This window comes from Terasakiella sp. (genome assembly GCF_048267425.1).
Lineage (GTDB): Bacteria > Pseudomonadota > Alphaproteobacteria > Rhodospirillales > Terasakiellaceae > Terasakiella.
This window is the reverse complement of sequence record NZ_JBLWXN010000008.1, coordinates 172782-188187: the sequence shown is the minus strand read 5'-3', so window position 1 is coordinate 188187 and position 15406 is coordinate 172782. Positions and strand designations below refer to the sequence as shown.

At 47.5% G+C, this 15406-nt stretch carries 15 protein-coding genes; 11 read left to right on the top strand and 4 right to left on the bottom strand.

Features of this window, described 5'->3' with window-relative positions:
* Positions 1-71 precede the first annotated feature (71 nt).
* From ACN0VA_RS13500 to ACN0VA_RS13480, 5 genes are all read left to right on the top strand, one after another.
* Positions 72-1358 (top strand): ABC transporter substrate-binding protein, encoded by a 1287-nt coding sequence (locus tag ACN0VA_RS13500; protein WP_417821666.1) that lies wholly within the window; start codon positions 72-74, stop codon positions 1356-1358.
* A 94-nt stretch (positions 1359-1452) separates the two neighbouring features.
* The gene (locus tag ACN0VA_RS13495; protein ID WP_417821665.1) at positions 1453-2349 is read left to right on the top strand and encodes a branched-chain amino acid ABC transporter permease; all 897 of its coding nucleotides are present in this window, start codon (positions 1453-1455) and stop codon (positions 2347-2349) included.
* Complete coding sequence (locus ACN0VA_RS13490) at positions 2349-3290, top strand: branched-chain amino acid ABC transporter permease (RefSeq protein WP_417821664.1); 942 nt, start codon at positions 2349-2351, stop codon at positions 3288-3290. Before ACN0VA_RS13495 ends, ACN0VA_RS13490 begins: the two co-directional genes overlap by 1 nt.
* Positions 3287-4069 carry an ABC transporter ATP-binding protein gene (locus ACN0VA_RS13485; RefSeq protein WP_417821663.1) on the top strand — a complete coding sequence of 261 codons (783 nt, stop codon included), beginning with the start codon at positions 3287-3289 and terminating at the stop codon, positions 4067-4069. Before ACN0VA_RS13490 ends, ACN0VA_RS13485 begins: the two co-directional genes overlap by 4 nt.
* Positions 4062-4715, top strand: coding sequence for an ABC transporter ATP-binding protein (locus ACN0VA_RS13480; protein ID WP_417821662.1), 654 nt, complete (start codon positions 4062-4064; stop codon positions 4713-4715). The genes ACN0VA_RS13485 and ACN0VA_RS13480 overlap by 8 nt, the downstream gene beginning before the upstream one ends.
* 87 nt (positions 4716-4802) lie before the next feature.
* Here ACN0VA_RS13480 and ACN0VA_RS13475 read toward each other — a convergent pair whose 3' ends face one another.
* From ACN0VA_RS13475 to ACN0VA_RS13465, 3 genes are read right to left on the bottom strand one after another with little or no spacing between them, the layout of a single operon-like run.
* The gene (locus ACN0VA_RS13475) at positions 4803-6269 is read right to left on the bottom strand and encodes an NAD-dependent succinate-semialdehyde dehydrogenase (RefSeq protein WP_417821661.1); all 1467 of its coding nucleotides are present in this window, start codon (positions 6267-6269) and stop codon (positions 4803-4805) included.
* A 15-nt stretch (positions 6270-6284) separates the two neighbouring features.
* On the bottom strand, positions 6285-6737 hold the full coding sequence (locus ACN0VA_RS13470) for an acyl-CoA thioesterase (RefSeq protein WP_417821660.1): 453 nt from the start codon (positions 6735-6737) through the stop codon (positions 6285-6287).
* A 14-nt stretch (positions 6738-6751) separates the two neighbouring features.
* A complete protein-coding gene (locus tag ACN0VA_RS13465) occupies positions 6752-7912 on the bottom strand; it encodes an iron-containing alcohol dehydrogenase (RefSeq protein WP_417821659.1) in 1161 nt (386 codons plus the stop codon).
* A gap of 320 nt (positions 7913-8232) precedes the next feature.
* Between ACN0VA_RS13465 and ACN0VA_RS13460 the strand changes: the two genes are divergently transcribed.
* From ACN0VA_RS13460 to ACN0VA_RS13450, 3 genes are all read left to right on the top strand, one after another.
* On the top strand, positions 8233-9810 hold the full coding sequence (locus ACN0VA_RS13460; RefSeq protein ID WP_417821658.1) for a hypothetical protein: 1578 nt from the start codon (positions 8233-8235) through the stop codon (positions 9808-9810).
* Positions 9811-9956: 146 nt separating this feature from the next.
* Positions 9957-10250, top strand: coding sequence for a putative quinol monooxygenase (locus ACN0VA_RS13455; protein WP_417821657.1), 294 nt, complete (start codon positions 9957-9959; stop codon positions 10248-10250).
* Between the two features lie 35 nt (positions 10251-10285).
* Positions 10286-11302, top strand: a complete 1017-nt coding sequence (locus tag ACN0VA_RS13450; RefSeq protein WP_417821656.1) for a zinc-binding alcohol dehydrogenase family protein — start codon at positions 10286-10288, stop codon at positions 11300-11302.
* Positions 11303-11353: 51 nt separating this feature from the next.
* On the opposite strand, the gene ACN0VA_RS13445 is transcribed toward ACN0VA_RS13450, so the two are convergent.
* Positions 11354-12292, bottom strand: coding sequence for a LysR family transcriptional regulator (locus ACN0VA_RS13445; protein WP_417821655.1), 939 nt, complete (start codon positions 12290-12292; stop codon positions 11354-11356).
* Between the two features lie 178 nt (positions 12293-12470).
* Between ACN0VA_RS13445 and ACN0VA_RS13440 the strand changes: the two genes are divergently transcribed.
* The 3 genes from ACN0VA_RS13440 (at position 12471) to ACN0VA_RS13430 (ending at position 15403) form a co-directional block, all read left to right on the top strand.
* Positions 12471-13484 carry a TRAP transporter substrate-binding protein gene (locus tag ACN0VA_RS13440; protein WP_417821654.1) on the top strand — a complete coding sequence of 338 codons (1014 nt, stop codon included), beginning with the start codon at positions 12471-12473 and terminating at the stop codon, positions 13482-13484.
* Positions 13485-13617: 133 nt separating this feature from the next.
* Positions 13618-14091 carry a TRAP transporter small permease subunit gene (locus ACN0VA_RS13435; protein ID WP_417821653.1) on the top strand — a complete coding sequence of 158 codons (474 nt, stop codon included), beginning with the start codon at positions 13618-13620 and terminating at the stop codon, positions 14089-14091.
* Positions 14078-15403, top strand: a complete 1326-nt coding sequence (locus tag ACN0VA_RS13430; RefSeq protein ID WP_417821652.1) for a TRAP transporter large permease — start codon at positions 14078-14080, stop codon at positions 15401-15403. Before ACN0VA_RS13435 ends, ACN0VA_RS13430 begins: the two co-directional genes overlap by 14 nt.
* Positions 15404-15406 lie beyond the last annotated feature (3 nt).

Here is a 15406-nt window from a genome sequence, read left to right as displayed (position 1 = left end):
GAGAATTTTGATTTATGAGTGAAAACGCTCTCTGCCTCCATTTCTCAATTGATGTTTGGAGGCATATCTAAATGCTTAAGACAATTTCCAAAATGGCTGTTTGCGGTGCTGTCGCAATCGGTGCGCTGGCATCAACGGCGCAGGCTGCTGATGAATATAAGCTTGGTCTTGTAACGTTTCTGTCTGGCGGGGCGGCGGGTCCGTTCGGTGTTCCGGCAAAAAATGGCGCGGACCTTTTGATCGATGCATTGAACGCAGGCACCATGCCGGCCCCTTATAATAAAGTCGGGATTAACGGTGTGAAGATTGCCCCGGTTTATGTCGATGAAGCGGGCGGCGCAACCAAGCAAGTTTCTGAATATCGTAACCTTGTTGAACGCCAAGGTGTAAACGGTGTTGTCGGTTATATCTCTTCCGGGGATTGTCTGGCTGTTCCGGGTGTTGCCGAAGAAATGAAAAAGGTAACCGTTCTGTTTGATTGCGGGACGCCGCGCGTTTTTGAAGAAGCCAACTATAAATATGTTTTCCGTACGGCTTCGACCGCGACAATGGATAACGTGGGTGCAGCGCGTTATATTGCTGAAAAAGTCAATGGTTTGAACATGGTTTCCGGTATTAACCAGAACTATTCTTTCGGGCATGACAGTTGGACCGATTTTACAACCTCGCTTGAACAGATCAAAAAGGGCGTGGATGTTTCAACCAAGCAATTCCCGAAAATTTATGCAGGTCAGTATGGCGCAGAGGTTTCTGCTCTGATGGTAAATCCGTCCAGCGTTATTCACTCTTCTTTCTGGGGTGGGGATATGGAAGCGTTCCTGCTGCAAGGTTCTGCCCGTGGTCTGTTTGAAGATCAAAAAGTTCTGCTGACTTGTGGTGAAAGTGCGCTTTATAAATTTGCCGATAACTTCCCGGAAGGTGCCATCGTTGGTGCGCGCGGTCCGAACGGTATCTACGCGCCGAAAAGCGAATTAAACGATTGGTTCCAGAAAGAATATAAAGCCCGCTTTGGGACAGAACCAACTTATCCGGTTTACCACATGGTACAGGCCATTATGGGTCTGAAACTGGCAACGGAAAAAGCAGCGGAAAAAGACGGTTCCATCCCCACGGATGAAGCGGTTGCAGCGGCCTTTGAATATCTGGAATATGATAGCCCGGCGGGTAAAATCGTAATGTCCAGCGGCAATGGTCATCAGGCCGTTCAGGAAATGGTCTTTGGTCAGGTTTCCAAAGTTGACGGCAAGTTGGTGATGAAAGACGTGGTTCGTTATGCTCCGTCTTGTGTGAACCCGCCGAACGGTGTGAAAGCGGCTGACTGGATTGCAAGCGGTTTCAAAGGTGCTGTTTGTAACTAAGTGATCCAACGCGATCAGAACAAGGGGATGGGTCAGGTCTAAAGACTCATCCCCATTTTGAAAATCTTAAAATCTTTAATACTGGGGTTAAACGATGAACTTGGCTCTTGCGGTTCTCGTGGATGGTGTCGTCTATTCGTCGTGGTTATTTTTAATCGCGGCCGGTTTGACACTCATCTATGGGGTGATGAAAATTCTCAACATGGCGCATGGCAGCTTCTATGCCATTGGTGCATATGCGGGCGCGTCCCTGATCGGTGTCTATTTTGCCGGTGGCAATCCGCCTTGGGCCAGTTATTTGTTGTTGATCGGTGCGGCTTTGGTATCAGGCCTGATTATTGGTCTGTTGATCGAACGCGGGTTCCTGCGTTTTATGTATGGCCGCGACGAGGTGGTGATGATCCTTGTCACCTATGGCATTTTGCTCATTCTTGAAGATACCATTAAATTGCTATGGGGGGTGGATCCGTATTTCGCCTATCAACCCTATACGCTGTTGGGTCGTACCAAAATGTACGGTCTGTCCTTTGCTAATTATGATTTCATGTTGATTGCCGTCACGGCCTTGGTTGCCTTGGTCTTATGGTGGTCCTTGAACCGCACTCGTGCAGGCAAGATTTTGCAATCGGTTATCCATGACCGGGAAATGGCTGGGGCATTGGGGGTGAATGTCACGAAAATTTTTACCATAACATTTGTCATTGGTGCCTTTTTGGGTGCGTTTGCCGGGGCCTTGACGGCGCCGGGGATTTCCGTTGTGCCGGGCATCGGGATTGAAGTGATTATTCTGGCCTTTGCCGTCGTTGTGATCGGTGGGTTGGGCAGCGTCGGTGGTGCCTTTGTCGGAGCTTTGATCGTTGGGTTATCGCGCGCATTATCCGTTCACCTGTACCCCGATGGGGAACTGTTTGTCATCTATGGTGTGATGGGGCTGGTGTTGGCATTTCGCCCTCAAGGCCTGTTCGCCATTGCCGGTGCGAGGAAAATTTAATGATGACGAAAAATCGTATTTATCTTTTAATTCTGGCTGTCGCTATGATCTTTGCCGGTCTGGTTATGCCGTACTGGTTCAGCTTCCTTGTGACCGTTGCCCTTGCCAAAGGGTTGGTTGTTCTGGGGCTTGTCATCCTGATGCGCGCCGGGTTGGTTTCGTTCGGGCAAGGGCTTTATTATTGCGCGGGGGCTTACGCGGTCGGTGCATTCAGCGATTACTTCAAGACCGATAATTTGTTGTTGCTATTGTTGGTGGCGATTGTTTGCGCGCTTGTGATCTCGTCTATTGTCGGACTGTTGCTGTCACGGTATCGCGATATTTTCTTTGCCATGTTCTCAATGGCGTTTTCCATGATCCTTTACGGGATTTTGGTCAAAAGCGCTGCTCTTGGCAGCTCGGATGGGTTTAATGTGGTTTCGCCGACCTTCTTCGGTTGGACGGTTCACGCCAGTGGCGGCAATATGTTGACCTATTGGGCGGCTATCGTTTTGGCTTTTCTTGTCGGGGCCGTTATCTGGCGATATTTCAAATCTCCGATGGGTATGGCGGGTGAAGCCATTCGTGAAAATGAAATCCGTGTGGAATATCTCGGGATTTCCGTTCAGAAAGTTATTTATATCAAATATATCATTGCAGCCGTTCTGGCTTCACTTGGCGGGGCGATTACTGCGATGACGGTCGGGCATATCGACCCGGAAATGGCTTATTGGACCACATCGGGCGAATTTGTCTTTATTGCCTTGATGGCAGGGACCGGACATGTTGCCGCACCGTTGGTAGGGGCGATTATCTTTGAATTGCTTCGCACCTTTGCCTTTCAGGTGTCGCCTTATACATGGCAGATGATTTTGGGGATTGCCTTGTTGGCGATCATTATTTTCCTGCCGAACGGTTTGTGGTCGTTAAAAGAAAAATTGATGAAAGGGGCCAAATCATGACAACCCTTCTGGAAACACGCGATTTGGCGAAAAATTTCGGGGCCGTCACGGCGGCAGCCGACATTAACGTCAAAATCAATGCAGGTGAAATTGTCGGCGTGATCGGATCAAACGGGGCGGGCAAAACCACTTTCATCAATATGGTGACAGGTTACCTAAAACCCAGCAGCGGTGAAATTCTGTTCAACGGTAAAAACGTCATCGGACGTAAACCGCGCGAGGTTATGCGGGATGGAATGTGTCGTTCTTTTCAGGTCGCGCAACTTTTCCCGGAACTGAGTGTTCTGGAAAATATCCTGATTGCAATGGCGATGGCGGAAGGAAGGAACTTATCGTTCTTGTCCCCGATCCATACGCCTGTTCGCGAAGAGGCGGCGCGTGAGGTTTTGACGGAATATGACATTTTGCAATATGTTGATGAAACCGTTGCAACCTTGCCCCAAGGTGTTCGAAAACTGCTGGATATCGCAATGGCGATGTTGAGCCAACCCAAAGTCCTGTTGCTGGATGAACCGACCTCCGGTGTGGCGATCGAGGATAAATTCGATTTGATGACAACGGTGATGGCGGCGGTGAAAAAATCCGGTGCGGCTGTCTTGTTTGTGGAACATGACATGGATGTGATTGCGCGCTATTCCACCCGTTTGCTGGCCTTTTATGACGGGCGTATTTTGGCGGACGGCCCGACCGGGCAGGTTATGCGTGATGAAAATGTGCAGACCCTTGTGATCGGTCACCATCTGGATATGGATGAATTGGAGGATACGGTCAATGCTTGAACTGTCAAAGGTTTCAACGTCAATTCAGGGCACACAAATTCTGCGCGATGTGGACCTGAAAATTGCCAAAGGTGAAATGATTGGCCTGATCGGGCGTAACGGGGCCGGTAAAACGACCTTGAACCGTACGATCATGGGGATCTTAGCGCCGACATCGGGCAAAATTGTCATTGATGGTCAGGATATGACGAAAGCAGGTGCACATGAACGCGCCAAATTGAAAGTCGGGTTCATGCCCGAAGATCGTCGTCTCATTCCGGCCTTGAGTGTGGAAGAAAACATCCTGTTGCCCGCATGGGCCAATGATATCAAGGAAGCTGAAGCCCGTCTGGCATGGATTTATGAACTGATGCCGGAGGTTGAAGGTTTTGCGACACGTAAAGCCCTGCAACTGTCAGGGGGGCAACAAAAACTTGTGGCCCTTGCCCGTGCGTTGATGAGTGGCGTTCACATCCTGTTGTTGGATGAACCGTTTGAAGGGGTTGCCCCAGCTTTGTCTCGTCGTCTTTTGGAAGTCATTAAAACCTTAAAAGACGAAGGTTTATCCGTTTTATTGTCTGAATCCGATTATACCCATTCCGCCGATCTGGTGGATAAGGTCTATATGATTGAACGTGGGGCTGTTCGCCAAGACGAAAAAGCCTAGAAACTTCTCTTGAGACATGAAAAAGGCCACCGATTTTTCATCGGTGGCCTTTTGTTGTGGGGGTGTTTTTACAGGGATTTGGGGACGTTAAACACCACCCATACACAGATATTTGACCTCGACATATTCATCCATCCCGTAGAAAGAACCTTCACGGCCCAGACCGCTTTCCTTTACACCGCCAAACGGAGCAACTTCGGTGGAAATAATGCCTTCGTTAATGCCAACCATGCCGCTTTCAAGGGCTTCACCGACACGCCAGATACGTCCGATATCACGGCTGTAGAAATAAGCCGCCAGACCAAAGGGGGTGTTGTTGGCCAGTGCGATGGCTTCTTCCTCGGTTTGGAAACGATAGATCGGGGCAAGGGGACCAAAGGTTTCTTCGTGGGTGACGATCATATCAGCGGTGACATCGGTCAGGATTGTCGGTTCAAAGAAGGTGCCGCCCAAGGCATGTGCTTTCCCGCCGAGTTTGACTTTAGCACCCTTTGCAATCGCATCATCCACATGGCGCTGGACTTTTTCCAAGGCCGCCGGATTGATTAACGGACCTTGCTGGTTATCACCGTCCAGGCTGGGGCCAACTTTAAATTCGGATACTTTTGCCGCCAGTTTATCGACAAAGGCGTCATAAACGCTGTCTTGGACCAAAATTCGGTTGGCACAGACACAAGTTTGCCCCGTGTTCCGGTATTTTGAGGCAATGGCGCCATCGACCGCAGCATCCAGATCGGCATCATCAAATACGATAAACGGTGCATTTCCACCCAGTTCGAGACTGACTTTTTTAACGGTATCTGCAGCCTGTTTCATCAAAAGTTTGCCAACAGGGGTGGAACCAGTGAAGGAAACTTTGCGAATAAGCGGGCTTTCCATTAAGGCCGTGCCGACGGACGGGGCATTGGTTTTGGAACAGGTGACGACATTCAGCAAACCGTCAGGCAAACCTGCTTCCTGTGCCAAGGCGCAAATAGCAAGGGCGCTGAGCGGTGTATCTTCCGCCGGTTTAATGACTACCGGACAACCGGCAGCCAAGGCCGGACCGACCTTGCGGGTAATCATGGCAATGGGGAAATTCCACGGTGTAATCGCAGCGACAACCCCGATCGGTTGCTTGATAGTCACAATACGTTTATCCGTACCATGTGCGGGGATGGTATCACCGTAGATGCGTTTGGCTTCTTCGGCGAACCATTCAATGAAACTGGCGCCATAAACGACTTCGCCGCGCGCTTCAGCCAGTGGTTTACCTTGTTCGGCACTCATTAAAAGGGCAAGGTCTTCTTGTGAAGCAAGGATCAGCTCATACCAGCGGCGCAAGATATTGGTGCGTTCCTTGGCGGTGCGACTTTTCCAGTTGTCAAAAGCCTTATTGGCTAAATCAATCGCTTGTTGTGTTTCTTCGGCCCCCATATCGGGAACACTGGTTAAAAAAGAACCATCAGCAGGGTTGGTTACGTCCAGTGTTTTACCATTGGATGCTGCCACCCACTGACCACCGATAAAGGCTTTTGATTTTAATAAAGACGGATTTGAAAGGGATAAAGTCATGGGGGTGTTTTTCCTTTATGACGTGGATTGAGGAAGAAGGAGGGCCTGAACAACATTGTGTAACGTGCCGGGTAAGGGGGCGGGTTTATTCGTGGCCCGATCCACGTAGACATGAATAAAATGACCTTGGGCCGCACAAAGATTTTCACCTTCATGGAACAGGCCGATTTCGTAAACGACGGAACTGCTGCCGATTTTACTGACGGCAATACCGGCCTCAATTGTTTGGGGAAAGGCGAAGGAGGCAAAGTAATTACACTTGGTTTCCACCACCAACCCAATAACCGGACTGTTTTGAATATCCAATGCACCTTGTTCGATAAGGTGGCTGTTTACCACAGTGTCGAAGTAGCTGTAATAATTGACATTATTAACATGCCCATAAACATCGTTATCCATCCAGCGTGTTTGAACCTTGCTGAAATGGGCGAAATTATCCCGTGTTTTGGGAGTAGGCTTTCCTGACATGGATCCGATCTCCCTTAAAATGCGCTGCGATAAATTTCCAACGCGGCTTGTTCATCGACTTCGCGTGGGTTGTTTACCAGCAGGCGCGTTTGTTTCATGGCTTCTGATGCCAATGTTGCCAAGGCATCTTCACCAATGTTCATTTCGCGCAGGGTTGTTTGCAGGCCAAGGTCTTTGGAAAGTTGTGCGATTTGGGTGATCAACTGATCGACGCGTTCTTTCGGATCTGAAATTTCTGCCAGTTGTGGGAAAATACATGGGGCAAGGGCGCTGTATTCATCAAGGCAGTTTGGTGCGTTGAAGGCCATGACATGCGGTAGAACCAGTGCGTTCGACAAGCCATGTGGGATATGATAAATCCCGCCCAAGGGATAAGCAAGGGCATGAACCGCGGCAACCGGGGAATTGGCGAAGGCTTGCCCGGCAAGTGTGGACCCCAACAGCATATTGGACCGTGCCTCTATATCACCTGGATTTGTGACAACGCGCATGATGTTATCACCAAGTAAACGCAAAGCCTCGCAAGCCAAAACGCGTGAAACCGGGTTGTTGTTGGCAGAGGTGGAAGTATAAGCTTCAATTGCATGAACCATTGCATCGACACCGGTGGCGGCAGTGATGCTGGCGGGCAGGCCCAAGGTCAATTCGGCATCCAGCAAAGCAATATCGGGCAAAAGGGCCGGGGCGACAACGCCCTTTTTCTCGGTCACGCCAACCGTGATGATGGAAATGGGGGTGACTTCGGACCCGGTCCCGGCGGTCGTTGGGATTTGGATCAGCGGGAGACGCTTGCCTTTCACCATATTGACGCCGTAAATATCGTCCAGCTTTTCACCACTGCCGACCATCAAGGCAACCAGTTTGGCAACATCCATTGAGGAACCGCCACCAAAACCGATAACGCCGTCGATATCAAGGGCACGGGCCTTGGCACAGGCGTCTTCCACAATACTTGCCGGTGGGTCGGCGACAACATCGCTAAACACTTCAAAGGTGACACCCGCTTGCGTGAGGCTGTCCAATGCGGGATTAATCAGGCCCAGATCCACAAGACCGGGATCGGTGACAAAGAATATTTTTTTACCGATTTGGTCTTTAACCAGATCGCCAAGTCGTTTACAGACGCCCGGTTCGCAAATGATGCTTTTGGTAGTGTTAAAGGTGAAGGTATTCATGGAAAGCTCCCTGCTATAATCGAAATTATCGAGAAATTAAGCGACAATTTGCAAGCATGGTGCCATTCATATTTTTAAACTAATGCATTGAAATGTATGGCTTTTTGTCAATCAGGTAAGCCGAGAGAGCTTTTGACGCTCATATTTGTGTGAAAGGGAGCGCAAAACGCTCATGTCTTTAATTGAATAAAATCACACCCTATCGTGTGGTCTCGGTTGTATAACCTGCATTGTAATACTTCAAAAAGGATAGATTTTTTGTCTGTTTTTGTATATTAATTGGGATAACGATTTAAAAAAATCAATAAACGAGGGATTACGTGTCTAACTTATATTCTGTTCTGCAAACCTTGTGGAATGAACAGAACGCTACTGTTCAACCTGTTTCATCGGACAGTCCGTATTTTTATACGGATACGCCAGAGGTGGAAACCAACGAAGATGAAGGATCGCTTTCGGTATATTCTGCCCAAGCTGCAAAATGTGCAGGTGGAAATTATAAGGATATAACCGTTTTTCTGGGTAGTGATAAAAATTCAGAAGTGATCTTGAAAGATGTCCCCAATGCGTTGGTGCGCACGCAAGCAGGGGATGATTATATAGATATCGTCAGTAATGCTGGCTTGCGTGAAAAATCCCAGATCCATGTGTTTGCCAATCAAGGCAACGATATGGTCGTACTCTATTCCAACGCCTTTTATAATGTGTCCTATCGTCTTTATGGTGGAGATGGTGATGACCGCCTGATTTCGTCAGGGCGAAGCCATGTTCTGTTTAACGGTGGAGAAGGCGACGATACGATTATACCGGGTGACGGTAATAATATGATTGTTGGGGGGGAAGGTATCGATGAAGTTGTCTTTTTCCAAAATCAGTCAAATTATGATATTCGCGAAATCAAGAAAGATCATTTGGAAGTTGTGAGTAGCGACCTAGATGGAAATGGCGAAAGTTTCTATTCTTTAATGGGGGTGGAACTTTTACGTTTCAAGGATGGGACGCTGGATGTATCACAAGGTCTGCTTTATCAAAACGCCGCTGAGGACAGTATCTATAACAAATTGTCCTGGAGCGGCTTTTCTTTTGCCGACAATGAGGGAACACCTTCTTTCAGTTTACGCGATATATTGAAACATTTTAATGTAATAGATACGTATGGCGACCAAAGGCACGACCCGCAAATTGTTGATATGCAACCATTGTCTAATCTTGTTCAGGAAACGGATGTCGAGACAAAAGGCCTGCAACAAGACAATTCAAAAGAAATGAACAATATTGTCCCTGAATCCAAACTAAAGGGAATGGACCAAGAGGATATGCCAGCTCATAAAGGGATAGAGGAGCAAGAGGAAGCGTTATCCGTTTTTAACCTGCAAGATGAGGATGGCTTTGCCAATATTGTGCAGGGAACCAAGGCATCGGAAATTCTTACAGGGAGTTGGGAAAAGGATCTGTTGCTTGGGGACGATGGCGATGATTTTATATTTGGTGGTGGTGGCGCCGATGTCTTAATCGGCGGAAATGGCAATGATCATTTAGAAGGCAGCTATGGCGACGATATTATTATAGGTGGCGAGGGGGAAGACACCGCCTTTTATTGGGGCTTTGCATCTGAATTTGAATTGGACCTGACACATCATAGCATTCTGGATTTACTGGATGACTATGGGCAAGATCAGTTGGTTTCAATTGAGAAAATCGGCTTTATTGACGCAACCTATCGCCTTAACGCTGATGGGGTCGAAAAAATTGACAACGGGCTCTACAATATAGATTGGGGTCCGTCCGGCGAGCTAAACGTTATCCAAAGCGTGCCAGCCGACAATAACACGTCGGTTTCTTATCAGTCGACCCAAACCGAGGATGACCCCGCACAGACGTTGTTTGTTGATATTTGATCTGTTCCATAATTTGCACACGAATGTATAAGTTTGTGTTGACCTTATTATTTGGAATTAGAGAATTATAAATTCAATATTTTAGCAATTATTAAAAAATATCGAAATTGTTATGTTCTCCTTCACAGTTCATGAGGAGCACGTACATGTCAAAACTTACCATTGTTGCCCATATTACGGCGAAAGCCGATAAAATCGAACAGGTTAAGGCAGAGCTGGAAAAGCTTATTGCGCCGACTTGCGAAGAAGAAGGGTGCTTACAATACGATCTTCATCAAGACCGGGATAATCCAGCCTCTTTTATGTTTTATGAAAACTGGCAGTCCCGCGCCATGTGGCAACAACATTTGGCGAGCAAACATTTGGCGCATTACAAGACGGTTACAGAAGGCAACGTGGCTGAATTCAGGCTGTACGAGATGACACATCTTGCAGATTAATGAGCTGAAAATTGTAACGTGAAAAGAGACAGATTATGAAAGCAATCGGATATAAAACAGCAGGCGCGGTCGACGCGGCTGATTTTGTTGAATTTGAAACAGAAACACCGGATATCGGTTCGCACGATCTATTGGTTGAGGTGCGTGGTGTGTCGGTTAATCCCGTTGATACAAAGGTGCGGGAAAGAGCGCAGCCGGAAGACACACCTAAAATCCTCGGGTTTGATGCGGCCGGGGTTGTGAAGCAAGTTGGAAGCGCCGTCAGTAAATTTAAAGTGGGGGATGAGGTTTTTTATGCCGGTGATTTGACCCGGGCAGGGACCAATTCGGCACTGCATGTAGTTGATGAACGCATTGTTGGTAAAAAGCCAGTTGCACTTGATTTTGCCGAGGCTGCCGGATTGCCGTTAACGTCCATCACAGCATGGGAATTGTTGTTTGAGAGCCTTCAAGTCAAGGAAAATGAGGGCGAAGGTGATAGCATCCTTATTATTGGTGGGGCTGGGGGCGTTGGTTCCATCCTCATTCAACTGGTAAAACAACTGACAAAATTAAGCGTTATTGCAACCGCATCGCGTCCGGAAACTGTACAATGGGTACAAAGAATGGGAGCCGATTATGTGGTTGATCACCGGAAACCTTTGGCGGATCAAATCAAAGAACTGGGGCTGGAGCCACGTTATGTCGCCGCATTGACTGGGACGGATGGGCATTTTGATGCCATTATTGATTTGATTAAACCGCGCGGACATGTCGCCTTTATTGATGATCCGGAAAATTTGGATATCAAGGCAGGCAAATTAAAGGCATTGAACTTTAGCTGGGAGTTTATGTTTACACGTTCGATGTTTCAAACGGATGATATGGATCAGCAACATCAATTACTTAATCGTATCGCAGATTTGGTTGATAAGGGAGCATTGGTGTCGACGGTAACCAATAACCTCGGCCCAATCAGCGTAGAGACATTAATCGAAGCACATCGTCGTCAAGAAAGCGCTCGGGTGATTGGTAAAAATGTACTAAGCGGATTTGATCCCGTTTCGTCCTGATAGAAGATAACCTTCTTTGTATTGTTCATAGATGCAAAGAAGGTTTCTTTTTTAATATGGGGGCGTCTGTTCGTTGAGTTCGTGGGTTTTCTTGATGATGTTAATAAACATATCGCGGGCCAGACTGGGTTGGGCGGTGACCTTGGAAATGACAGCCACACCTAAGGGGAAGCTTTTGATTGATTTTCCAATGACTTTTAACTGACCGCTTTCGACATAGGGCTGGGCGTAGGCTTCCGGTAAAAAGCCGATATATTGCCCGGACAGAAGCAAAGGAATACGCGCTTCAAAAAAGTACGATACGGCAGAGGCTTTCATATCGAAAAACTGTTTGTAAACTTCCATATGCGGGGTTAATCCCGCATGGACCAGATCATATTGGTTTAATTTTTCCCGGGTGATTTCCTTTTCGGGTAAATCAAATAAAGCATGGCCTTCGCCGCAATAAAGATAGTGTCTGTCGGTGAAAAGGTGGAAATACTCAATACCGTAAATTTTGCGGTGATAGGGAATGATGGCAATATCAATCTGGTTGTTGAGGATTTTGTTTTCCATTTCCGTCATTTCTTCGACATCGAAATGAAGTTTGACGCTGGGGGCCACGGCGGAAAATTGCCTTATAATATCAGCAAGTTGGCAACGCTGGTCGGTTGCGAGGCTATCTGTCAGGGCGATTTTCAGGGTTCCGGCAGGGGAACCGACCAGATTGTTGACGGCACTTCTGAATTTTGAAATCTGATTTAACAGCTGGCAGGTTTGTTCATAAACGATGGCGCCTTCGTCTGTTAAGGAAAAGCCACCGCGCCCTCTTTTACATAATTTCATATTTAACCGGGCTTCGAGTGCGGCAATATGGTTGCTGATAGAAGGGCGGCTGATATTTAATTTGGCTTCGGCAGCGGCGAAACCTTCGCATTCGGCAACTGTTTTGAAAATTTTGAGCTGCTTAATTTCATGGTCGCCAATAGGGCCGATCGGTTTATTTTTCATTCAAAATCAATCGTGTTCGAGCAAGTTTTGTACTTAATGTTTGTTATATTGGTATCAAATGTCAATTATACGTAAAAAAAGTTAAACGTAAAGATTGGAGAATAGAGATTTAAGCAAAATTTCCGACGTGGAATCATTTCTTCGTAATCTATGAACTTTTCACTTTATGAGGGCAGTAATGCTAACAGGGATTAAAAAGAAATTATTCGCATCGGCAATGGCGCTGGCAATGGGCGTCTCGACTTTCGCAGTAAATGCAGACGCAGCGGAATTTAACTGGCGCTTCAGCAACCTTTATGGTCGCGGTACGGCGTTTGGTGAAGTGTATGAAAGCCTCGCTAAGAACATCGAAGAAGGTTCAAACGGGCGTATTAAAGTTCAAGTTCTCTTTTCAGGCGAAGGTGTGGGGACCAGCGGCCTGTTGGGTGCTGTGAAATCCGGCCTCGTGACAATGGGCGCACCGTTCCAATCCATGCATGCCGGTGAACTGCCTGCTGGTGTTGTTGAAATCGGCCTGCCCGGTGGTACGGATGATCCTGCCAAATTGCAAGACCTGTTCCACAATCAGGGTTGGGACAAAATCCTGACCAAAGCCTATGGTTCACAAGGCATGACATGGTTAGAGCCCTATATTCAGCCAGCAGTTTATGTTTTGACGAAAAAACCGATCAATTCTATCGAAGACTTCAAAGGTTTGAAAATCCGTGCACCGGGGGCTTATGGTAAGTTCCTGCGTAATCTGGGCGCCTCTCCGGTATCTTTGGCATGGAGTGAAATTTACACAAGTCTGGCAACAGGTGTGATTGATGGCTCCATCGGTTCCAACATGATCGACCACCGTGACGGTAACCATGTCGAAGTCGCAAAATACATGTACAAACTGCCGCTGGCCGGTGCACAGGTTTTGCCGATTGTTGTAAACCGCAATGCATGGAAAAAATTACCTGACGATCTCAAAGCGGTTGTACGCAAAGCCACTGAGAAACACGCAGAAGACCAACTGCGCCTGTCCCGCCAATGGGAAGCCGAAGCGGTTAAGGAAATGGAAGCCAAAGGCCTGAAATGGAGCCCCGAGCCGTCTGAAGCAGACCGCGCAGCATGGGCGAAAGCTGGTGCAGGCCTGTGGGACGAATATTCCGCAAAAGACAAATTCAGCAAAGAGTTGATTGACGTTCTGCGCGCACAAAAATAATAGGTCCCTATGGAGGTAACCGGGCTGTCCACATTTGTCGACAGCCCGGTTTACAATAAAATTTATGAAATTTTCCAATCTTCTAAGGAGCTTTTGCACATTTATCGATAGGCTTGTTGCACTTACAGGTAAAATGGCCGCCTTGCTTATGCCGGTGCTGGCCCTCATCGTAGCGTCCGAAGTCTTTTCTCGCTACGTCTTGAATAAACCGACCGTTTGGGCCTTCGATACATCACTGTTCCTGTTTGGCTATATTGCCGCGCTGGGTGGCGCTTATGCACAACAGAAAAAAGCTCATATCAACGTAGATATTCTTTATCTTCAGGTCTCACATCAAACACGTAGCGCCTTTAACATCGTTGCCTATGTGTTGGGAATCTTCTTCTTAGTGCTGATTGTCTATACCTGCTTCGGCAAATTTGAAGAAGCGATCGAATTTGATTATCGCCGCCAAAGTGAATGGGCCCCGCCGATGTTTCATTTTTGGGTTATGGGCTGCGTTGCCGCGTCCCTCTTTATCGCACAACTGATCAAAGATTTGATCGTTGATGTTTATTTCCTGTCAACCGGGCAGGCATTGCTTGAGGAGGTCGATGATGGGAATTGAGCTTTTAACATTGGTCTTATTGGGCTGTATTCTGGTTTTCTTTGCCATTGGCGCCCCCGTTGGCTTGGCCTTGGGCGGTATTGCAATGGTTGTTGGCTATTTTGTTTGGGGCGAAGGTATTTTTAACGTTCTGCCGACGACAATTGAAGCCACTTATTTTAGTTTTATTTTATTAGCGATCCCGCTTTATATCTACATGGGGCAGTTGTTGACGAAATCGGGCATTGGCGATGCCATGTTCAATTTTTCCCAAATGTTGATCGGACGCTTGCGTGGTTCTCTGGCCCTCAGTGTTATCGGGGTGTGTTCCATGATCGGCGCGATGGTCGGTATCATTGGTGCCGGGATTATGACATCGGGCAGTATCGCCCTGCGCCCTATGCTGGAACGTGGCTATAACAAACGTCTCGCCCTTGGTGTGATTATGGCAGGTGGTGGATTGGGCATCCTGATCCCGCCGAGCATTCCCATGATCATGTTTGCTGCTTCGACCCAGAATTCCGTTGGTCGTATGTTCTTGGGGGCGATGATGCCTGCCTTGCTGACCGTTGTTCTGATGATGCTTTATGTGATTATCAGCTGTTGGATCAACCCGGAACGCGCACCAAAAGACACAGACGATCTTGATTTTGTCAAACCAACGGGGAAAGAACGTTTTAAAATCATCCGGGATGGTTTTTGTTCCATGTTGCTGATCTTTGTTGTGTTGGGCAGTATCATCACCGGGATTGCCACGCCGACTGAATCTGGTGCTGTTGGTGTAATCGGCGCGATTATTCTGGCAATCCTGTTCAAGCGTTTCAAAGTTGATATGTTTTTATCCGCCGGTTTTCAGACCGGGACATTGGTCAGTGTTGCCATGTGGATTATTTTCGGTGCATCCGTTTTCAGCAACTTCCATCTGTTGATGGGGGTACAAAGCATGGTTGCCGATTTCACCGGCACGCTGGATCTGCCGCCGATTATGATCATTATCATGTTCCAGATCATCATGTTGCTGTTGGGCTTTATTATTGATGAATTTATCATTGTTTTGATGTGTGCACCGTTGTTTACACCGATTGCCGTTTCCTTGGGATATGACCCGATCTGGTTTGGGGTTTTGATGATCCTGAATATTTTGATTGCGGTTCAAACGCCGCCTTATGGGTTTGCTTTGTTCTATCTAAAAGGGATTGCACCGCCGGAAATCGGTATGTCGGAAATTTACAAGTCGGTCACGCCGTTTATTACGCTCAACCTGATTGTTTTGATCCTGTGTATGATTTTTCCGCAAATTGTTTTGTGGTTGCCAACCTTGGTGATGGGATAGGGA